The organism is Aquamicrobium zhengzhouense (assembly GCF_016124105.1).
GTDB classification, from domain to species: Bacteria; Pseudomonadota; Alphaproteobacteria; order Rhizobiales; family Rhizobiaceae; genus Aerobium; species Aerobium zhengzhouense.
This window is the reverse complement of the sequence record NZ_JADGMQ010000001.1, coordinates 302,707-322,184: the sequence shown is the minus strand read 5'-3', so window position 1 is coordinate 322,184 and position 19,478 is coordinate 302,707. Positions and strand designations below refer to the sequence as shown.

The window sequence follows — 19,478 nt, the reverse complement described above, 5'->3', positions numbered from 1 at the left end:
CCGGGATACATCGCAGACGCAGTCACTGGCTCCACTCCTCGCCGTATCGGATTTCTGCTGGCGTCTCGGTCGTTTTCAGGACCGGCTGGAAATACGGCTCACTTTCTGCTGGCGGCTCTGCCTTCTCGATACGGACACGAAGATCATACCAGGCCGCCTGGCCGGTGACGGGGTCGGAATTTGACCAGCGCATCCCGTCTTGTTGTTCTGGAAGAAGCTCGTGAATCAAGTGGTTCAAAAGGAAACCTTTTTCCCCTTCCGGCGCGTCTGGATCCAGTGCCCACGCCCCGCGTCTCTTTCCAATTGCGTTCCAGGTCCACATCGTATCCCGATTGGCAGTGTCAGTCCGCTTGACCGGCACCTTGATGCGTCCGTGGTGTGAGGACACCCACGCCCAGTCGCCATCTTTCAGCCCATGGGCATCGCAGATCTCGCCCGGCACGAACAGATAGTTCTGCGTATAGATCTGCCGTAGCCAGGCATTCATCGAACCCCATGAATGGTACATCGCCATCGGGCGCTGTGTGATGGCATGGTACGGGAACTCATCACGATCAACGGCCTGCTCTTCCAGAGGCTCGTACCAGAGCGGCAGAGGGCTGAACGCAGAGAGTATTCGTTCCCGATGCTGCTCCGGCGCAATCGGCTCGCGCACCCCCTGGGCGGATAGCATGAACTTCGCCAACTCTTCCGACCAGAGCTGAAACGTCACCGGCTGAGGGGTGTCGAAGAACCCCATCTTCACGGCGAAGTCCTGATAGGCCGCGTTGGCATGTTTGTAGAATTGCGCTTCCACGGGAATGGGGGCCGAGAAGAAAGACCCGTTCTCGATATATTGTTCGAGCTGACGTGGATTGCTCGCCCCCCTGCCCGCGCGTGTTCCATCTGATCCGCGAAACCCGGCCAGTGGCCCGATGCCGGGCCTGCGTTCATGGCGCACGATATAGTCTGCGTAGTCACGATAGAGCGGCTGCCCGCGACTGTCAGCGAAGCCTGGCAGCCTGAGGCGGGCACCAAGATCCAGAAGTACGCTCTGAAACGCACGCACATCCCGGTCCGGCAGCAGCACAGGCCAGCGAATTGCATCGTTCACGGAATCCGGTTCGGCAATGGGGCGGTCCAGAAGCGAGATGCAATCGTGCCGCTCAAGGTAGGTCGTATCCGGCAGGATCAGGTCCGCATACGCAACCATTTCTGACGAATATGCATCCGAGTAGATGATCTTCGGTATCCTGTACTCGCCCGTCGCTTCGTCCTTTTCCTCCAGCATGCGAATCGTACCCGCCGTGTTCATCGACGAGTTCCAGGCCATGTTCGCCATATAGAGAAACAGCACGTCCACAGGATACGGATCACCGGCATGCGCGTTGGCGATCACCATATGCATGAGGCCGTGGGCGGAAAGCGGAGCATCCCAGGAGAAGGCCTTGTCGATACGTGACGGTTGCCCTGCTTCATCGACCAGCAGGTCCTCAGGACCAAGCGGGAAGCCGAGATGAGGTCCGGACAGCGGTTGGTTCGAACCAAAATGCTCCGCCCTGCCATGCGGGCGAGGATGAGCTTGCACCGGCTTCGGGTAAGGCGGCTCGTACCTGAAGCCCCCCGGACAATCCACTGCTCCGATCAGCACCTGCAGCATGTGCAGTGCCCGTGCCGTTTGAAAGCCGTTCGAATGCGCGGAAATTCCTCGCATGGCGTGGAACGAGACCGGTCTCCCCACAAAGCTCGCGTGGTGATTTCCGTGGACGTCCGTCCATGACTGCGGGACCTCGATTGCCTCCTCGAAGGCTACCCTTGCAATCTCGGCAGCAAGGCCGCGTATGACGTCTGGAGAAATACCGATCTTGTCCGCAACCGCCTCGGGCGAGTGACGCGGATTGAGGTACTCCTCAACAAGAAGTTCGAAAGAGGGCCGAGCGACCGTTCCGTCATCCAGCACAATCCGACCGCTCAAAGCGGGCTGTGCGCCCTTTGACCCAACCTCCACGGCACGCTCGGTCACGGTTTCCCAGATGAGAGGTTTGCCATCCGCAGAGCGCGCAAAAAGGCCGTGTCGATCAGTGCCGGGCGCATCGATCACAAGCCAAGGCGCATTCGAATACCGAACAAGATAGTCGATATCTATCTTACGGGCCTTTAGAAGCTCGTGGACGAGCGCGAGGATAAGAAGGCCATCGGTGCCCGGGCGAACGCCGATCCAGCTGTCAGCGACCGCAGAATAGCCGGTACGGACCGGATTGACCGACACGAAGCGCGCTCCGCGCTGTTTCAGTTTGGAAATGCCCATCTTGATCGGGTTGGAATCGTGATCTTCCGCCACGCCGAACATCACGAACAGCTTGGTGCGCTCCCAATCAGGCGCACCAAACTCCCAGAATGCCCCGCCGATGGTCATGATCCCAGCGGCTGCCATGTTCACCGAACAAAAGCCGCCGTGAGCGGCATAGTTTGGCGTCCCGAATTGTTGCGCCCAAAAGCCGGTGAGCGACTGCGACTGGTCTCGCCCGGTGAAGAAGGCAAGTTTCCTGGGATCGTCTGACCGAACCTGCCCGAGCCATTCGCTCGCCAAAGCAAGCGCCTCATCCCATGAAATGGTACGAAATTCGCCCGAACCTCTGGGTCCGGTGCGCAGCAATGGCGCGGAGAGGCGCGCCGGCGCGTAATGCTGCATGATTCCGGCAGAGCCCTTGGCGCACAGAACACCCTTGTTCACCGGATGATCGCGATTACCCTCGATATAACGGATCTTGCCGTCTTTGAGGTGCACATCGATACCGCAACGACATGCGCACATGTAGCATGTCGTTTTCCGAACCTCGTCCGAGACCGGTTTCGAAAGATCGATTTGGTGCTGCGTCATGCCAGGCTGCCTCCTGGCCTCAGGCTATTGAATAGCGCCCCGGAATGAAATGCCTCACCCGGGACAAGATGTGGAATAAATTCCCGGCTCAATTTTCGATGATGATGCGGGTGTTTCCTGCCCCAACCTTGTTGACGAGCGTGTAGAAGGTCTCCGCGTGTTCCGGGTCCAAGCGGACGCAACCATGCGACACCGGACTTCCGAGCCGGTCTACCTCAGTCGTGCCGTGGACGGCCCAGCCGCGGTCATAGAACACCGAAAATGGCATCTCCTCACCGTTGTGCGTACGTGAGTGCCACATCCTGTGCATCCGATAAGGTTTGTACTCGCCTCGGGGAGTTCCCCCAAACTCGTCAGCTCCGGTGGATACCACCCATTCGTGGATCACCTTGCCATAGTGGCTGACGACCATCTTCTGCTCGGCAACATCAACGCGCGCAACGACTGCGGCGGCATGAGCGCTGCCAACAGCGAGGAAAAAGGCACCAGCCATGATGGCCAACCGATGACGCATGATTAACCCCGACCCATCAATTGAATGTTTCACATCCGAACCCGGCGGTTCAAGCCCACATATGTTTCGGAACATCCTAACAAAGCGCTCGCCGTGATCCTCACAACCCCGTGAGACGCTGGCCCATGCACAACCTTTGTCAGCCACACTTGCCAAGCAGAAGCCAAGCCTGCTCAATTGGCACATGACAGAACGCTTGCTCTCCGCCATCGACCAACGACGCGACGACCTCGTCTCCCTTACCGTTGATCTCATTCGGTTTCCGACGATCAATCCTCCGGGAGAGGCCTATACCCCATGCGCAGAATATATCGCCATGCGGCTGCGCAAGGCTGGATTCGGGATCAAGATGATCCGCGCCGAAGGCACGCCCGGTGACAGCGATCGATATCCGCGCACCAATGTGATTGCTCGGTTCGATGGCAGAAGCTCCGGCCCGACCGTCCACTTCAATTCGCATATCGATGTCGTTGAAGCCGGCGAAGGCTGGACAGTCGATCCCTTTGGTGGAGAAGTACGGGATGGTCGGGTCTACGGCCGCGGCGCCTGCGATATGAAAGGCGGCCTCGCCGCGTCAATCATTGCGGCAGAGGCGTTCATCGCCACCTACCCAGATTTTCCCGGCGCCATTGAGATTTCGGGAACAGTCGACGAAGAGTCAGGTGGTTTTGGCGGAGTCGCTTATCTCGCCCAACAGGGCTACTTTTCAAAGCCACGAGTCGACCATGTCATCATCCCGGAGCCACTCAACAAGGACCGAATTTGCCTTGGCCACCGAGGCGTGTGGTGGGCGGAAATTGAGACGCTTGGCTCCATAGCCCACGGCTCCATGCCCTTCCTGGGCGATTCCGCTATCCGGCATATGGGTGCCGTTCTGAACGCGTTTGAAAGCGACCTCTACCCCGCCCTTGATCGGAAGACCACGACCATGCCGGTCGTGCCTGAGGGAGCACGAAGATCGACATTGAACATCAATTCGATCCACGGCGGACAGACTGAAGACCACTTCCCGGGCTTGCCGTCGCCCAACGTCGCCGATTCTTGTCGCGCGATCATCGACCGCCGCTTCCTTCTTGAGGAATCAATCGATGAGGTAAAGGGCGAGGTCGTCTCAATTCTGGAGCAGTTGAAGAGTAATCGGCCGCGATTCGATTATCGCCTCCGCGACTTGATGGAGGTGCAACCGACGATGACCGACCGCGATAGCCCGGTTGTTCAGGCGGTCGCCAAATCCATCCACGAGATATTCGACCGCGAGCCGCAATACGTCATATCACCGGGCACATACGATCAGAAACATATCGCCCGTATCGGACACTTGTACGACTGCATCGCCTACGGCCCAGGGATCCTTGACCTCGCACACCGTCCGGACGAATGGGTCGGAATTGAAGACATGATCCAATCTGCGAAGGTTATGGCGCTGACCCTCAACCGCTTGCTCCTCGGCCAAGACTGAGCCGCATTCATAGCCGTTCTCTGACGAGCCCACCTGCAGGGCCCAACGGCTTGTGCGCATACCCCGCAAACCCACCACTGCATTAAAACACAAGAAGGGGCCCGAAGGCCCCTTCCCGAAGTCTCTAATGAAAAAGCTGCAATTATGCGGCTTCTTCGTTCTCCTGCTCAGCCTCAACGCGAGCGCGGTCACCCGCACCCTTTGCCGAAGTGTCGCGATCAACGAACTCGATGACAGCCATCGGCGCGTTGTCACCAAAGCGGAAGCCCGCCTTCATGATGCGCAGGTAGCCACCGTTGCGGGTCGCGTAACGCGGTGCGATGACGTCGAACAGACGCTTCGCTGCTGCTTCCGAACCGATTGCCGACGCTGCCTGACGACGTGCGTGCAGATCGCCGCGCTTGCCAAGGGTGACAAGCTTCTCAACGATCGGGCGAAGTTCCTTCGCCTTCGGCAGAGTGGTGGTGATCTGCTCGTGCTCGATCAGCGAGGCAGCCATGTTCGAGAACAGCGCCTTGCGGTGGCTGACAGTGCGGCCGAGACGGCGACCGGATTTTCCGTGGCGCATTGGCCTACTCCTTCTCTAAGAGGCTTTTGCCTCAATATTGGTCTTCGTAACGCTTTGCGAGCTCTTCGATGTTCTCTGGCGGCCAGTCCTGCACTTCCATTCCGAGGTGCAGACCCATGGCAGCGAGAACTTCCTTGATCTCGTTGAGCGACTTGCGGCCGAAATTCGGCGTGCGAAGCATCTCGGCTTCCGTCTTCTGGATCAGGTCGCCGATGTATACGATGTTGTCGTTCTTGAGGCAGTTCGCCGAGCGGACAGACAGCTCCAGCTCGTCCACCTTCTTGAGCAGCGCAGGGTTGAACGCGAGTTCTGTAACCTGCTCGGAAGCAACTTCCTTCTGCGGCTCTTCGAAGTTGACGAACAAACCAAGCTGATCCTGCAGAATGCGAGCAGCGAAAGCCACTGCATCCTCACCGGTAACGGCACCGTTGGTCTCGATGGTCATAGAAAGCTTGTCATAGTCGAGAACCTGGCCCTCACGGGTGTTCTCAACCTTGTAGGAGACCTTCTTGACCGGCGAGTAGAGGCTGTCGACCGGAATAAGACCGATCGGAGCATCTTCAGCGCGGTTACGCTCAGCCGGGACATAGCCCTTGCCGGTGTCGACGGTGAATTCCATGCGGATTTCCGCGCCCTCATCGAGCGTGCACAGCACGTGATCCGGGTTGAGGATTTCCACATCGCCGACCGTCTGAATGTCACCGGCGGTCACAACACCAGGACCCTGCTTGCGCACGACCATGCGCTTCGGGCCCTCGCCTTCCATGCGGATGGCGATTTCCTTGATGTTGAGAACGATATCGGTGACGTCTTCGCGAACGCCGTTGATCGACGAGAACTCATGCAGCACGCCGTCGATCTGAACGGCCGTAACGGCGGCTCCACGAAGCGACGACAGCAAAACACGACGCAGAGCGTTGCCAAGCGTCAGGCCGTATCCACGCTCCAGAGGCTCCGCAACCAGAGTGGTGACGGTATTGCCCTTGGTCGTGAACTCGATCTTGTTCGGCTTGATGAGTTCCTGCCAGTTTTTCTGAATCATTCAGTTCTTCCTTCCATTCCCCGACACCATCCAATCGTGACGGGCATAAGTGGAAACCCGAGAGGAGCGCAGTGCGCTCATCGAGTGTGTGAATTCGTCAGACGCGGCGCTTCTTGCGCGGGCGGCAGCCATTGTGCGGGATCGGCGTGACGTCACGGATCGAGGTGATCGTGAAGCCAGCAGCCTGCAGCGCACGAAGAGCCGACTCACGACCCGAACCCGGACCGCAAACCTCAACCTCAAGCGTACGCATCCCGTGTTCCTGCGCCTTGCGAGCTACGTCTTCCGCAGCAACCTGAGCAGCAAACGGGGTCGACTTACGCGAGCCCTTGAAACCCTGTGCACCTGCCGACGACCAGGCAATCGCGTTGCCCTGTGCATCGGTGATCGTGATCATGGTATTGTTGAACGTGGAGTTGACGTGAGCAACGCCCGTCGAAATATTTTTACGTTCGCGACGGCGAACGCGTCCGGCTTCCTTGGCCATCTAAAGTCCTTCCGATTGATATCAACGCCGCCGTACTACCAGCGGCTACACCTTGGCCAGCGACAGCCCGAAGCCGTGCACTGGCCAAAATCCAATTGTGATTACTTCTTCTTACCGGCAATCGCCTTCGCCGGACCCTTGCGGGTGCGGGCGTTGGTGTGCGTGCGCTGGCCACGAACCGGCAGCGAGCGACGGTGACGAAGACCGCGGTAGCAGCCCAAATCCATCAGACGCTTGATGTTCATCGACACTTCACGACGCAGGTCACCCTCAACCTGGTAGTCGCGGTCGATGGCCTCCCGGATCTGCAGCACTTCCGCGTCGGTCAGCTGATGAACGCGACGATCGAGCGGAATACCGACTTTCTCAACGATTTCGGCTGCGAACTTGGGGCCAATGCCGTGAATGTACTGAAGCGCGATGATGACGCGCTTGTTTGTCGGGATATTAACACCGGCTATACGAGCCATGGTCTTTCTCCATATCGGCCGACGGATCACGCGATCGCGGCGGCGGTTTCGGTTATCCGCGTCCGGTGGAGGCCGGCCCTTGCGGAGATTTATTGCTCCAAACGGATGGACGGTCCCGAGGGACCGCCACAGAACACCCGATTAGAAGTCGCGCCGCTGTATTCTTTAACACAACGGAAGTCAACACATTGCGGCAGCTCCACGCCGCATTGTGTTAGCGAGACAGCAATGCCTCGATCTGTGCGGTCACATCATCGATCGGCGCCATACCATCAACCTGCCGAAGCTGATCGTTGGCATAATAGTAGCCGATCAAGGGTGCCGTTTTCTTGTAGTACTCGCGCAGACGCTCCTCAAACACCTCAGGATTGTCGTCCTTGCGAACCGGCTGGCCAGCGGCCTTTGCTTCTTCAGCGCGGTTGACGATACGGCCAACCAGAACCTTGTCGTCGACGACAAGCTCAATCACCGAATCCAGCAGGATGCCCCGTTCTGCCAACATGTCGTGGACCGCATCAGCCTGCGCGAGCGTGCGCGGGTAACCATCAAGGATGAACCCCCTATCGCAGTCCGCTTGATCGATACGTTCAGCTACGATCGCATTTACGATCTCATCCGAAACCAGTTCACCAGCATCCATTACCGCCTTGGCACGCTTGCCGACTTCCGTGCCGTTTGCGACGGCTGCACGAAGCATGTCCCCCGTCGACAATTGTGGAATGCCGTACTTTGCAACGAGCCGTTGCGCCTGCGTGCCCTTACCGGCACCGGGCGGGCCGAGTAGAATAAGTCTCATCGTCCCCTCTTACCTCCGCGAAGCTTAGACTTCTTGATCAACCCCTCATACTGATGCGCGATCAGATGACCCTGAATCTGTGACACCGTATCAAGCGTGACGCTGACAACGATCAGGAGAGAAGTCCCACCCAGATAGAAAGGAACACCCGTCGCGGAAATCAGAAATTCGGGAATGAGGCAGACGATCACCAGATAAATCGCACCGACAAGCGTAATGCGCGTCAGCACATAATCTATATATTCCGCCGTCCGCTCGCCCGGGCGATAGCCTGGAATGAAGCCAGAATGCTTCTTGAGCTGTTCAGCGGTATCCTTCGGGTTGAACACGATCGCCGTGTAGAAAAACGCGAAGAACATGATCATGCCACCGTAAAGCAGCATGTAGAGCGGCTGGCCGTGGCCGAGAGCCGCAAGAATCGAATTCGCCCAGGCAGGCAGAGCTGTCGTATCCGAGAAACCAGCGAGCGTGGCCGGCAGCAGCAGAAGCGACGACGCAAAGATTGCCGGAATGACACCTGCGGTATTGAGCTTCAACGGCAGGTGCGAGGTGTCGCCCTGGAACATGCGGTTACCGACCTGGCGCTTCGGATACTGGATCAAAAGACGTCGCTGTGCCCGTTCGAAGAAGACGATCACGGCGATCAGGACAACTGCGAGGACCAGAATCGCAAGAATCAACCCGGTCGACAGCGCGCCCGTACGGCCGAGCTCGAGGGTACCGCTAAGAGCCGAAGGCAATCCGGCGACGATACCGGCGAAGATGATAAGCGAAATACCGTTTCCGATGCCGCGAGCCGTAATCTGCTCACCCAGCCACATCAGGAACATGGTGCCGCCGACCAGCGTAATGACCGCTGTCGCACGGAAGAACCAGCCTGGATCAGCCACGATCTGATTGCCCGACTCCAGGCCGACCGCAATGCCGTACGCCTGAACGACGGCCAGAAGCACTGTGCCATAGCGGGTGTACTGATTGATGACCTTACGGCCCTGCTCGCCTTCCTTCTTCAGCTGCTCGAGCGTCGGGACAACCGACGTCATCAGCTGCATGATGATGGAAGCGGAAATGTAGGGCATGATGCCAAGGGCGAAAATTGCCATGCGCTCGACAGCGCCGCCCGCAAACATGTTGAACATGCCAAGCACGCCGCCAGACTGTTGCTGGAACGCCTGCGCGAACGCCTCCGGGTTGATACCCGGCATGGGTATGTAAGTGCCGAGCCGGTAGACGAGCAGCGCACCCAGTGTAAACCAGATCCGCTTCTTCAAGTCTTCGGCCTTGGCAAAGGCCGCAAAATTCAGGTTGGAAGCTAGCTGTTCCGCTGCCGATGCCATAAAATAATCTCCGTATCGTCACACAGCGAGGTCCGCCACATGGACGGACCGTGTGTTACCGAAGCCACGAGATAGGCTTCGGCCCGAAAAGATGCAAGCGGCGGTTTGTACTTGCACGAGTTTGATCGCTAATTTTCGACCAACCCATACAAGACAAACCGCCGCCTGAATAAACGCGAAGTTATTCGGCTGCAGCCACTTCCGGCAACTTAACCGAACCACCGGCCTTCTCGACCTGTTCGATTGCCGACTTGGAAGCACCAGCCACGTCGAAATTGACCTTGGCCTTCAGCTCGCCGCCGCCGATGACGCGCACGCCATCCTTGGCACGACGAAGAACACCAGCCTGAACCAGGGCTTCAACATTGACCGTCTCGGAAGCATTGAGCTTGCCCGCGTCGATCGCAGCCTGGACGCGGCCAAGCGTCACTTCGTTGTAGTTCTTTGCCGTCGGGTTGCGGAAGCCGCGCTTCGGCAGACGACGGTAGAGCGGCATCTGGCCACCCTCGAAGCCGTTCACGGAAACGCCCGAGCGAGACTTCTGACCCTTGACGCCGCGGCCGCCGGTCTTGCCGGTGCCCGAGCCAATGCCACGACCGACGCGCTTGCGCGACTTGGTCGAACCTTCGGCAGTACGCAGTTCGTTCAGTTTCATATCAGTTGCTCCAGCGGATTACGCCTCGTCCACGATACGGACGAGGTGGCGCACCTTGGAAATCATGCCGCGGACCGCAGGAGTATCCTCCAGCGTTGAACGACGGTGCATCTTGTTGAGACCGAGGCCGATCAGCGTAGCGCGCTGTTCCACCGGACGGCGGATTGGGCTGCCGATCTGCTCCACAACGAGGGTCTTGCCCTGCTTGTTTGCCATGATCGCCTCTCCTTATTCGTCAGTTGCGACGGCAGCGCCACGGCGCGCCTGCAGAGCCGAATACTTGATGCCACGCTGAGAAGCGACATCCTTCGGATGCAGCTGATTCTTCAGCGCGTCGAACGTGGCGCGAATCATGTTGTACGGATTCGACGAACCCATCGACTTGGCGACGACGTCCTGGATGCCGAGCGTCTCGAAGACAGCACGCATCGGGCCGCCCGCGATAATTCCGGTACCGGCCTTGGCCGTACGCAGAAGAACGCGACCTGCGCCGTGACGACCGTTTACGTCGTGATGCAGCGTACGACCGCCGCGAAGCGGGACGAAGATCAGGTCGCGCTTGGCAGCTTCAGTTGCCTTGCGGATTGCCTCAGGCACTTCACGAGCCTTGCCATGACCGAAGCCGACGCGACCCTTCTGATCACCAACGACAACGAGAGCAGCGAAGCCGAAACGACGGCCGCCCTTCACCACCTTGGCGACGCGGTTGATATGAACGAGCTTGTCGACGAAACCGTCGTCCCGCTCTTCGCGGTCACGGTTGCGATCGCGACCTTCCCTACGATCCTGTGCCATGTCCTGATCCTTATTCTTTTCCGGAGCACGGGTTGCGAAAAAGCCGGGCAAAAGCCCGGCAATGAATTTAGAAGCTCAGACCAACTTCGCGAGCAGCTTCGGCAAGCGCCTTGACGCGGCCATGGTAAATGTAGGCACCACGGTCGAAGACGACTTCCGACACGCCAGCCGCAACAGCGCGCTCTGCAACGAGCTTGCCAACGGCGGTCGCGGCGGCCTGGTCAGCGCCAGTCTTGAGCGAACCCTTCAGGTCCTTCTCAAGGGTCGACGCAGCAGCCAGCGTACGACCGGTAGAGTCGTCGATGACCTGCGCGTAGATGTGCTTAGACGAACGGTGAACCGACAAACGCGGACGGCCGTTCGCGACCTTCTTGATCTGACGGCGGACGCGCGCGGCGCGCTTCTGGATGGATTCCTTGGAAGCCATGATATGTATTCCTTGCCTTGTAAAACGAGGACGGCCATATGCGGTAGCTCGACCTTCGCCGAGCTCCCGCAACCGCGCCTCGTGGCGCTGATATTACTTCTTCTTGCCGTCCTTACGCACAATGCGCTCGTTGGCATAACGCACGCCCTTGCCCTTGTAAGGCTCGGGACCACGGTACTTGCGGATTTCCGCTGCTACCTGACCGACAACCTGCTTGTCGATACCCGTGACGACGATTTCCGTCGGCTTGGGTGTCGCAATCGTGATGCCTTCAGGGGTCTCATAAACCACCTCGTGGCTGAAGCCAAGGGAAAGCTGAATGTTCTTTCCCTGCATAGCTGCGCGGTAACCGACGCCGCTGATTTCAAGCTTCTTCTCGAAGCCATCCTTCACACCGATCAGGATGTTTTCGATCTGAGTGCGGGACATGCCCCACTTCGACCGTGCATCCTTGGACTCGTCGCGCGGCGTAACGGCGATTTCGCCGTTTTCGAGCTTCACGAGAACTTCGTCGTTAACGACGAACTTCAGCTCACCTTTCGGACCCTTCGCGGTGACCGTCTGGCCGTCGACCGTAGCGGTCACGCCGGCGGGCACCTGAACGGGCTTCTTACCAATACGAGACATGTTTCGGTCCTCGTCCTTCTATTGCACCAGCCGGCCGGATCAGAAGATCTGGCACAGCACCTCACCGCCGACATTCTCTTCACGAGCCTGATGGTCAGCCATCACACCCTTCGGAGTCGACAGGATGGAGATGCCGAGGCCGTTGGCCACGGACGGGATCGACTTGACCGAAACATACACACGGCGGCCCGGCTTCGAGACGCGGGAGATCTCGCGGATCACCGGCTGGCCTTCGTAGTACTTGAGTTCGATCTCAAGCTCCGACTTGCCATTCTCGTAGTCGACCTTTGCGTAGTCGCGGATGTAGCCTTCAGCCTTCAACACGTCCAGCACGCGTGCACGCAGGTTCGAAGCCGGCGTGGAAACGGTGGTCTTGCGACGGCCATAGGCATTGCGAATGCGGGTGAGCATATCGCCGAGGGGATCACTAAGGGACATCGTTCGTCCTCCTTACCAGCTCGACTTGACCAGGCCGGGAATCAGGCCGTTATTGCCGAGTTCGCGCAGCGCTACACGGCTCATCTTGAGCTTGCGGTAGAATGCACGCGGACGGCCGGTAACCTCGCAACGGTTGCGGATGCGGGTCTTGGACGAATTGCGCGGAAGTGCGGACAGCTTGAGCTGTGCACGGAAGCGCTCTTCCATCGGCTTTGACTGATCCATAATGATCGCCTTCAGTTCCGCACGCTTAGCGGCATACTGATCGACGAGCTTACGGCGCCGATTATTCTTTTCTACTGAGCTGGTCTTTGCCATTTCAGGTTCCTTTATTCGCTGCCGTTACTGCCGGAATGGGAAGTTGAAGGCCTTGAGCAGAGCCCGCGCCTCGTCGTCCGTCTTAGCAGTCGTACAAACGATGATGTCCATTCCCCAAATCTGATCTACCTTGTCGTAGTTGATTTCAGGGAACACGATGTGCTCCTTGATGCCCATGGCGAAGTTGCCACGACCATCGAAGCTTTTTGCATTGAGGCCGCGGAAGTCACGGACGCGCGGAAGCGCGATCGTTACCAGGCGATCAATGAATTCCAGCATGCGGTCGCCACGAAGGGTCACCTTCGCACCGATCGGCATCTCCTCACGCACCTTGAAGCCAGCAATCGAGTTGCGGGCGCGGGTGATGACTGCCTTCTGGCCTGCGATCTGGCTCAGGTCTTCAGCGGCAACTGTCGGCTTCTTCGAATCCGCAGTCGCTTCACCGACACCCATATTGATCACGACCTTGTCGAGACGCGGAATCTGCATCTCGTTGGCGTAGTTGAACTGTTCCTGGAGCGCCTTGCGGATCTCCTCGCGGTATAGCGACTTGAGCCGCGGCGCGTACTTCTGATCAGCCATTGATGACTTCTCCCGAGCGCTTAGCGACGCGAACTTTCTTGCCGTCGCGGACCTCGAAGCCGACGCGGGTCGGCGACTTGCCGTCCTTCGGGTCGACCACAGCGATATTCGACAGGTGGATCGGAGCTTCCTTACGGATCAGTCCACCTTCCTGGCTCTGCGTCTGGCGCTGGTGGCGCACAATGACGTTAACGCCGCTGACGATAGCTTTATCGTCCTTCGGCTGAACCTTCAGTACCTCTCCGGTGCGGCCCTTATCCTTACCGGTGAGAACGACGACTTTGTCGCCCTTGCGAATTTTTTGCATGTCACCGGCCTCCTTAGAGCACTTCGGGTGCGAGGGAGATGATCTTCATGTGGTTCTTAGCGCGCAGCTCGCGCGGAACCGGGCCGAAGATACGAGTGCCAACCGGCTCCCGCTTGTTGTCGACAAGCACTGCTGCGTTACCGTCGAAACGGATCACGCTGCCATCCGGCCGACGGATGTCCTTGGCCGTGCGAACCACGACCGCCTTCATCACATCACCCTTCTTGACGCGGCCGCGCGGAATTGCTTCCTTGATCGAGACAACGATGATGTCACCGACCGAGGCATACTTCCGCTTCGAGCCGCCCAGCACCTTGATGCACATGACACGACGCGCGCCGGAATTATCCGCGACGTCGAGGTTTGTTTGCATCTGAATCATGACTGGCCGCCTTCTTCTTTATTTTGGGCAAGGCTCCCGCCCTGCCCGGCTGTCCAAATGTTCTTACTCGGCTTTCGCCGCCAGTTCCTGCGTCTGGTTCTGGATCACAACCCAACGCTTGTCTTTGGAGATCGGAGCCGACTCCTGGATGAAGACGAAGTCGCCCACCTTGCAGGCGTTGCCCTCGTCATGCGCCTTGTAGCGCTTGCTCTGACGGACAACCTTCCTCATCACCGGATGGGTGAAGCGGCGCTCGACCTTGACGACGACCGTCTTATCATTCTTGTCGCTGACGACAGTGCCCTGCATGATGCGCTTCGGCATGGTCCTCGTCCTTAAGCCTTCTTGGCAGCGGACTTCTCCGCTGCAATCGTCTTGATGCGCGCAATATCCTTGCGGACCTGCTTCACGCGCGCGGTTTTCTCAAGCTGGCCGGTTGCCTTCTGAAAGCGCAGATTGAACTGCTCTTTCTTCAGTGCGGCGAGCTCTTCGTTCAGTTCGTCGAGGGTCTTCGCCCTCACGTCGGACGCCTTCATATCCGCTACCCTCTTATTCTGCAATGCGCTGTACGAAGCGCGTGCGTACGGACAGCTTGGCAGCGCCGAGGCGAAGTGCTTCGCGAGCAACTTCTTCCGACACACCGTCGATTTCAAACATTACGCGGCCAGGCTTGACGCGCGCTGCCCAGTAATCGACGGCGCCCTTGCCCTTACCCATACGGACTTCGGTAGGCTTCGAGGTGACCGGGAGATCCGGAAAAATCCGGATCCACACACGGCCTTGACGTTTCATCTGACGGGTGATCGCACGGCGAGCCGCTTCGATCTCACGAGCAGTGACGCGGTTCGGCTCCAGGGCCTTGAGGCCGAAGCCGCCAAAATTAAGATCCGTGCCGCCCTTGGCAGCACCGTGAATGCGGCCCTTGAACTGCTTGCGGAACTTTGTGCGCTTTGGCTGCAGCATCGTTCTTCTCCAAAATTCCTATGCTTCTCAGGCGTTATCGCGGCGACGGTTTCCACCGCTATGCTGCTGATCGCCTTCGATAGCCCTGCGCTCGGACGCCATCGGGTCATGCTCAAGGATCTCACCCTTAAACACCCAGACCTTCACGCCGCAGATTCCGTACGCCGTTTGCGCTTCTGCGGTGCCATAGTCAACATCCGCACGCAAAGTATGCAGCGGAACGCGACCCTCGCGGTACCACTCCATACGAGCGATTTCCGCGCCACCGAGGCGACCAGCGCAGTTAATACGGATACCTTCGGCTCCAAGACGCATTGCAGACTGGACTGCACGCTTCATGGCGCGACGGAATGCCACACGGCGCTCGAGCTGCTGCGTGATCGACTGAGCGATCAGCTTGGCGTCGATCTCCGGCTTGCGAACCTCAACAATGTTGAGGTGCGTTTCGGACTTGGTCATCTCGGTCAGCTTCTTGCGAAGCTTCTCGATGTCCGCGCCCTTCTTGCCGATGATCAGGCCCGGGCGTGCAGCGTGAATGGTCACGCGGCACTTCTTGTGGGGACGCTCGATCACGATCTTCGAGACAGCTGCCTGCTTCAGTTCCTTCTCAAGATACTCGCGGATCTTGAGGTCCTCATGAAGAAGCGTGCCGTATTCGCCGGTGTTGGCGTACCAGCGGGAATCCCAGGTACGGTTGATGCCGAGGCGCAGGCCGATCGGATTAATTTTCTGACCCATTATGCGGCCTCCACTTCTTCGACTTCGCGAACCACGATCGTCAGATGCGAGAACGGCTTCTCGATCCGGCTGGCACGACCGCGACCGCGGGCGTGGAAGCGCTTCATGACGATCGACTTACCGACATAAGCCTCAGCAACGATGAGGGAGTCGACGTCGAGGTCGTGGTTGTTTTCCGCGTTGGCGATTGCCGACTCGAGCGTCTTCTTGACGGTGCCGGCGATGCGCTTGCGCGAGAATTCGAGGTCGGCGAGAGCGGAGCCAACCTTCTTGCCGCGAATCATCGCGGCAACCAGGTTGAGCTTCTGGGGGCTGACACGGATCGTGCGCAGTACAGCGCGCGCTTCGTTGTCGGCGAGCCTACGCGGAGCTTTGGCCTTGCCCATGTTACTTCCTCTTCGCCTTCTTATCCGCGCCATGACCGTAGTAGGTACGGGTTGGCGAGAACTCACCGAACTTGTGGCCGACCATTTCCTCGGTCACGCTGACCGGGATGTGCTTTTGGCCGTTGTAGACGCCAAAGGTGAGGCCGACAAACTGCGGCAAGACGGTGGAGCGACGGCTCCACATCTTGATCACCTCGTTACGGCCGCCTTCGCGTACCTTCTCTGCCTTCTTGAGGAGGTAGCCGTCGACGAACGGGCCTTTCCAGACTGAACGGGTCACGTTCTGTACCTTTCCTTAGCTCTTGCGCTGATGGCGCGAGCGCATGATGAACTTGTCGGTCGCCTTGTTAGAGCGAGTGCGCTTGCCCTTCGTAGGCTTGCCCCACGGGGTGACCGGATGACGGCCACCCGAGGTGCGACCCTCACCACCACCGTGCGGGTGGTCGACCGGGTTCATGGTGACACCGCGGTTGTGCGGACGCTTGCCGCGCCAGCGGGTGCGGCCCGCCTTACCATCGTTGATGTTGGCGTGTTCCGGGTTGGAAACAGCGCCGACCGTTGCGAGGCAGGAACCGTGGACGATACGCTGCTCACCCGAGTTGAGGCGCAGGATTGCCGAGCCTTGGTCACGACCGACCAGCTGAGCGTATGCACCAGCCGAACGGGCAATCTGACCGCCCTTGCCCGGCTTCATCTCGACGTTATGCACGATCGTACCGATCGGCATCGACGAAAGAGGCATAGCGTTGCCCGGCTTCACGTCGACGCTCTCGCCAGCCACAACCTTGTCACCGACAGCCAGACGCTGCGGAGCCAGGATATAGGACAGCTCACCATCATCGTACTTGATCAGCGCGATGAAAGCGGTGCGGTTCGGGTCGTACTCAAGACGCTCAACCGTTGCCGAAACGTCGAACTTGCGACGCTTGAAGTCGACCAGACGATACGAACGCTTGTGGCCGCCACCAATGAAGCGAGCCGTAATACGACCGTAGTTGTTGCGGCCGCCCTTCTTGGTCAGACCTTCGGTCAGACCCTTGACCGGCTTGCCCTTGTAGAGACCGGAACGGTCCACGATTACGAGCTGGCGCGTACCAGGCGTAATCGGATTGTAGTGTTTCAATGCCATCGTTCCGTTCCTTACAGTCCGGTCGTGACGTCGATTGACTGGCCTTCAGCCAGCGTGACGACGGCCCTCTTGACATCGCTCTGCTTGCCAATGGTGCTGCGGAAACGCTTCACCTTGCCCTTGCGTACGAGCGTGTTCACCGCAGTTACCTTGACGCCGAACAGCGCCTCTACTGCAGCCTTGATCTCCGGCTTGGTCGCCTTGCGAGCAACGTTGAAGACCACCTGATTGAACTCAGAAGCCATGGTCGACTTCTCGGTGATCGCCGGAGAGACGATTACGTCATAGTGGCGAAGATCAGTCATTTGAGAACCGCTCCTCCAGGGCCTCGACCGCCGCCTTCGAGAGGACGAGCGTGCCGCGACGAAGAATGTCGTAGACGTTGATACCCTGGATCGGCAGGACGTCGATGTTCGGGATGTTGGCCGCAGCGCGCTTGAAGTTGACGTCAACTTCAGCGCCACCGATCACGAGTGCATTGGTCAGACCAAGCTTCTCGAAATTAGCGACGAGCGCCTTGGTCTTCGGATCGGACATGGCCAGATCATCGATGATGATCAGGCTGGAGCCCTGAGCCTTGACCGACAGAGCGTGCTTCAGGCCGAGTGCACGGACCTTCTTAGGAAGATCGTGCTCATGGCTGCGAGCAACCGGTCCGTGGGCCTTGCCACCGCCGCGGAACTGAGGTGCACGAGCTGACGAGTGACGAGCGCGGCCCGTACCCTTCTGCTTGTACATCTTCGCACCGGTGCGTGCGATATCAGCGCGACCCTTCGACTGATGCGTACCCTGCTGCTTCTTAGCAAGCTGCCAACGAACGACACGCTGAAGGATATCTTCGCGCGGCTCGAGACCGAAGATCTCGTCCGACAGCTTGATGTCGCCAGCTGCGTCGCCGGCAAGCGTGGTAATCTTGACGTCCATTACTCAGCTCCCTCGGTGACCGGAGCGGTCTCAGCCGCCGGGGCTACATTGTTAGCCGAACGGAAAGCCGCCGGCTTCGGCGCGTTCTCTGGCAGCGCCGCCTTGACGGCGTCGCGCACATAGATCCAAGCGCCCTTCGAACCCGGAACTGCGCCACGGACCAAAATCAGGCCCCGCTCGACGTCCGTCGAAACAACTTCGAGGTTCTGAGTCGTCACGCGGGTCGAACCCATGTGACCGGCCATCTTCTTGCCCTTGAACACCTTACCCGGGTCTTGGCGCTGACCGGTCGAACCGTGCGAACGGTGCGACACCGAGTTACCGTGAGAAGCACGACCGCCACCGAAATTGTGACGCTTCATGACACCCTGGAAACCCTTACCGATCGAAGTACCCGTCACGTCGACCTTCTGGCCAGCGACGAAGTGATCGGCAGTAATCTCGGCACCAACCTCGATGAGGTTGTCCGGGGAGACGCGGAATTCCGCGACCTTTGCCTTCGGCTCGACCGAAGCAGTGGCGAAATGGCCACGCATTGCCTTGGTCGTATTTTTGACCTTGGCAAGCCCCACACCGAGCTGGACGGCTGTGTAGCCGTTCTTTTCCTGGGTGCGCTGCGCCACTACCTGGCAGTTCTCCATGCGGAGGACTGTGACAGGAATGTGCTCGCCTGCGTCGCTGTAGACGCGCGTCATCCCAATCTTCTGTGCGATAACACCTGAACGCATCAGTTTTTTCCTTCAGAGGAGCCATTCGGACCGAAATCCGTCCGGCTCATGGTTATTGCTCCTTAGAGCTTAATCTCGACGTCGACGCCGGCTGCCAGGTCGAGCTTCATGAGAGCATCGACAGTCTGCGGGGTCGGGTCCACGATATCGAGGAGACGCTTATGCGTGCGCATCTCAAACTGCTCGCGGCTCTTTTTGTCAATATGCGGCGAGCGGTTTACAGTAAATTTCTCGATCCGCGTTGGCAGCGGAATTGGCCCGCGTACGTTCGCGCCGGTTCGCTTGGCCGTCGACACGATTTCCCGCGTCGATGCGTCGAGCACTCGGTGGTCAAACGCTTTGAGGCGGATGCGGATATTTTGTCCGTTCATCTGGTCGGTTCCTTCAAGTCTTCCGCGGGCGCGGGCAGTAGCCGAAGCTGCGCCCGCGACAGACCCTTATTCTTCTTATTCCTTGATCGACGCGACGATGCCGGCGCCGACCGTACGACCACCTTCGCGGATAGCGAAGCGCAGCTTCTCTTCCATCGCGATCGGAACGATCAGC

General features: G+C 58.8%; 31 protein-coding genes. 1 reads left to right on the top strand and 30 read right to left on the bottom strand.

Annotation, left to right across the window (positions count from 1 at the left end):
- Nucleotides 1-22: 22 nt before the first annotated feature.
- Nucleotides 23-2,860, bottom strand: coding sequence for a molybdopterin oxidoreductase family protein (locus IOD40_RS01530; protein WP_198473578.1), 2,838 nt, complete (start codon nucleotides 2,858-2,860; stop codon nucleotides 23-25).
- Between the two features lie 88 nt (nucleotides 2,861-2,948).
- Nucleotides 2,949-3,374 (bottom strand): L,D-transpeptidase, encoded by a 426-nt coding sequence (locus IOD40_RS01525; RefSeq protein ID WP_233713787.1) that lies wholly within the window; start codon nucleotides 3,372-3,374, stop codon nucleotides 2,949-2,951.
- A 184-nt stretch (nucleotides 3,375-3,558) separates the two neighbouring features.
- Here IOD40_RS01525 and IOD40_RS01520 point away from each other — a divergent pair, with 184 nt between their 5' ends.
- Nucleotides 3,559-4,833 (top strand): acetylornithine deacetylase/succinyl-diaminopimelate desuccinylase family protein, encoded by a 1,275-nt coding sequence (locus IOD40_RS01520; protein ID WP_198474217.1) that lies wholly within the window; start codon nucleotides 3,559-3,561, stop codon nucleotides 4,831-4,833.
- Between the two features lie 142 nt (nucleotides 4,834-4,975).
- Here IOD40_RS01520 and rplQ read toward each other — a convergent pair whose 3' ends face one another.
- From rplQ to IOD40_RS01380, 28 genes are all read right to left on the bottom strand, one after another.
- Nucleotides 4,976-5,401 carry a 50S ribosomal protein L17 gene (gene rplQ, locus IOD40_RS01515; protein ID WP_198473576.1) on the bottom strand — a complete coding sequence of 142 codons (426 nt, stop codon included), beginning with the start codon at nucleotides 5,399-5,401 and terminating at the stop codon, nucleotides 4,976-4,978.
- Nucleotides 5,402-5,432: 31 nt separating this feature from the next.
- Nucleotides 5,433-6,443 (bottom strand): DNA-directed RNA polymerase subunit alpha, encoded by a 1,011-nt coding sequence (locus IOD40_RS01510; protein ID WP_198473574.1) that lies wholly within the window; start codon nucleotides 6,441-6,443, stop codon nucleotides 5,433-5,435.
- A 97-nt stretch (nucleotides 6,444-6,540) separates the two neighbouring features.
- Complete coding sequence (gene rpsK / locus IOD40_RS01505; RefSeq protein WP_198473572.1) at nucleotides 6,541-6,930, bottom strand: 30S ribosomal protein S11; 390 nt, start codon at nucleotides 6,928-6,930, stop codon at nucleotides 6,541-6,543.
- Between the two features lie 101 nt (nucleotides 6,931-7,031).
- Nucleotides 7,032-7,400 carry a 30S ribosomal protein S13 gene (gene rpsM / locus IOD40_RS01500; RefSeq protein ID WP_198473570.1) on the bottom strand — a complete coding sequence of 123 codons (369 nt, stop codon included), beginning with the start codon at nucleotides 7,398-7,400 and terminating at the stop codon, nucleotides 7,032-7,034.
- 214 nt (nucleotides 7,401-7,614) lie between these two features.
- Nucleotides 7,615-8,196 carry an adenylate kinase gene (locus IOD40_RS01495; protein ID WP_198473568.1) on the bottom strand — a complete coding sequence of 194 codons (582 nt, stop codon included), beginning with the start codon at nucleotides 8,194-8,196 and terminating at the stop codon, nucleotides 7,615-7,617.
- Entirely contained in the window at nucleotides 8,193-9,533 is a 1,341-nt protein-coding gene (gene secY / locus IOD40_RS01490; RefSeq protein WP_198473566.1) for a preprotein translocase subunit SecY, read from the bottom strand. The genes IOD40_RS01495 and secY overlap by 4 nt, the downstream gene beginning before the upstream one ends.
- 181 nt (nucleotides 9,534-9,714) lie before the next feature.
- Nucleotides 9,715-10,188, bottom strand: a complete 474-nt coding sequence (gene rplO / locus IOD40_RS01485) for a 50S ribosomal protein L15 (protein WP_198473564.1) — start codon at nucleotides 10,186-10,188, stop codon at nucleotides 9,715-9,717.
- Between the two features lie 18 nt (nucleotides 10,189-10,206).
- On the bottom strand, nucleotides 10,207-10,404 hold the full coding sequence (gene rpmD, locus IOD40_RS01480; RefSeq protein ID WP_024846999.1) for a 50S ribosomal protein L30: 198 nt from the start codon (nucleotides 10,402-10,404) through the stop codon (nucleotides 10,207-10,209).
- Nucleotides 10,405-10,416: 12 nt separating this feature from the next.
- Nucleotides 10,417-10,983, bottom strand: a complete 567-nt coding sequence (gene rpsE / locus IOD40_RS01475; protein ID WP_198473562.1) for a 30S ribosomal protein S5 — start codon at nucleotides 10,981-10,983, stop codon at nucleotides 10,417-10,419.
- 67 nt (nucleotides 10,984-11,050) lie between these two features.
- Complete coding sequence (gene rplR, locus IOD40_RS01470) at nucleotides 11,051-11,410, bottom strand: 50S ribosomal protein L18 (RefSeq protein WP_198473560.1); 360 nt, start codon at nucleotides 11,408-11,410, stop codon at nucleotides 11,051-11,053.
- A 93-nt stretch (nucleotides 11,411-11,503) separates the two neighbouring features.
- On the bottom strand, nucleotides 11,504-12,037 hold the full coding sequence (gene rplF, locus IOD40_RS01465; RefSeq protein WP_198473558.1) for a 50S ribosomal protein L6: 534 nt from the start codon (nucleotides 12,035-12,037) through the stop codon (nucleotides 11,504-11,506).
- A 39-nt stretch (nucleotides 12,038-12,076) separates the two neighbouring features.
- Nucleotides 12,077-12,475, bottom strand: a complete 399-nt coding sequence (gene rpsH, locus IOD40_RS01460) for a 30S ribosomal protein S8 (RefSeq protein WP_198473557.1) — start codon at nucleotides 12,473-12,475, stop codon at nucleotides 12,077-12,079.
- A 12-nt stretch (nucleotides 12,476-12,487) separates the two neighbouring features.
- Entirely contained in the window at nucleotides 12,488-12,793 is a 306-nt protein-coding gene (gene rpsN / locus IOD40_RS01455; protein WP_198473555.1) for a 30S ribosomal protein S14, read from the bottom strand.
- Nucleotides 12,794-12,817: 24 nt separating this feature from the next.
- Nucleotides 12,818-13,375: a 50S ribosomal protein L5 gene (gene rplE / locus IOD40_RS01450; RefSeq protein ID WP_198473553.1), complete on the bottom strand. Its 558-nt coding sequence runs from the start codon at nucleotides 13,373-13,375 to the stop codon at nucleotides 12,818-12,820.
- Entirely contained in the window at nucleotides 13,368-13,682 is a 315-nt protein-coding gene (gene rplX / locus IOD40_RS01445; protein WP_198473551.1) for a 50S ribosomal protein L24, read from the bottom strand. Before rplX ends, rplE begins: the two co-directional genes overlap by 8 nt.
- Nucleotides 13,683-13,695: 13 nt before the next feature.
- Entirely contained in the window at nucleotides 13,696-14,064 is a 369-nt protein-coding gene (gene rplN / locus IOD40_RS01440) for a 50S ribosomal protein L14 (RefSeq protein ID WP_198473549.1), read from the bottom strand.
- A gap of 63 nt (nucleotides 14,065-14,127) precedes the next feature.
- Nucleotides 14,128-14,388, bottom strand: a complete 261-nt coding sequence (gene rpsQ / locus IOD40_RS01435) for a 30S ribosomal protein S17 (protein WP_198473547.1) — start codon at nucleotides 14,386-14,388, stop codon at nucleotides 14,128-14,130.
- Between the two features lie 11 nt (nucleotides 14,389-14,399).
- Complete coding sequence (gene rpmC, locus IOD40_RS01430; RefSeq protein WP_198473545.1) at nucleotides 14,400-14,600, bottom strand: 50S ribosomal protein L29; 201 nt, start codon at nucleotides 14,598-14,600, stop codon at nucleotides 14,400-14,402.
- Nucleotides 14,601-14,613: 13 nt separating this feature from the next.
- Entirely contained in the window at nucleotides 14,614-15,027 is a 414-nt protein-coding gene (gene rplP, locus IOD40_RS01425) for a 50S ribosomal protein L16 (RefSeq protein WP_198473543.1), read from the bottom strand.
- 27 nt (nucleotides 15,028-15,054) lie between these two features.
- The gene (gene rpsC, locus IOD40_RS01420) at nucleotides 15,055-15,765 is read right to left on the bottom strand and encodes a 30S ribosomal protein S3 (protein WP_198473541.1); all 711 of its coding nucleotides are present in this window, start codon (nucleotides 15,763-15,765) and stop codon (nucleotides 15,055-15,057) included.
- Entirely contained in the window at nucleotides 15,765-16,151 is a 387-nt protein-coding gene (rplV, locus tag IOD40_RS01415) for a 50S ribosomal protein L22 (protein WP_198473539.1), read from the bottom strand. The genes rpsC and rplV overlap by 1 nt, the downstream gene beginning before the upstream one ends.
- A gap of 1 nt (nucleotide 16,152) precedes the next feature.
- A complete protein-coding gene (gene rpsS / locus IOD40_RS01410; protein WP_198473536.1) occupies nucleotides 16,153-16,431 on the bottom strand; it encodes a 30S ribosomal protein S19 in 279 nt (92 codons plus the stop codon).
- A gap of 15 nt (nucleotides 16,432-16,446) precedes the next feature.
- Nucleotides 16,447-17,280 carry a 50S ribosomal protein L2 gene (gene rplB / locus IOD40_RS01405; RefSeq protein ID WP_198473534.1) on the bottom strand — a complete coding sequence of 278 codons (834 nt, stop codon included), beginning with the start codon at nucleotides 17,278-17,280 and terminating at the stop codon, nucleotides 16,447-16,449.
- 11 nt (nucleotides 17,281-17,291) lie between these two features.
- On the bottom strand, nucleotides 17,292-17,585 hold the full coding sequence (locus IOD40_RS01400; RefSeq protein ID WP_198473532.1) for a 50S ribosomal protein L23: 294 nt from the start codon (nucleotides 17,583-17,585) through the stop codon (nucleotides 17,292-17,294).
- Nucleotides 17,578-18,204 (bottom strand): 50S ribosomal protein L4, encoded by a 627-nt coding sequence (gene rplD, locus IOD40_RS01395; RefSeq protein ID WP_198473530.1) that lies wholly within the window; start codon nucleotides 18,202-18,204, stop codon nucleotides 17,578-17,580. The genes IOD40_RS01400 and rplD overlap by 8 nt, the downstream gene beginning before the upstream one ends.
- On the bottom strand, nucleotides 18,204-18,932 hold the full coding sequence (rplC, locus tag IOD40_RS01390; RefSeq protein WP_198473528.1) for a 50S ribosomal protein L3: 729 nt from the start codon (nucleotides 18,930-18,932) through the stop codon (nucleotides 18,204-18,206). Before rplC ends, rplD begins: the two co-directional genes overlap by 1 nt.
- A 62-nt stretch (nucleotides 18,933-18,994) precedes the next feature.
- The gene (gene rpsJ / locus IOD40_RS01385; protein WP_007066362.1) at nucleotides 18,995-19,303 is read right to left on the bottom strand and encodes a 30S ribosomal protein S10; all 309 of its coding nucleotides are present in this window, start codon (nucleotides 19,301-19,303) and stop codon (nucleotides 18,995-18,997) included.
- A 75-nt stretch (nucleotides 19,304-19,378) separates the two neighbouring features.
- On the bottom strand, nucleotides 19,379-19,474 hold the full coding sequence (locus tag IOD40_RS01380) for an EF-Tu C-terminal domain-related protein (protein ID WP_325099652.1): 96 nt from the start codon (nucleotides 19,472-19,474) through the stop codon (nucleotides 19,379-19,381).
- Nucleotides 19,475-19,478 lie beyond the last annotated feature (4 nt).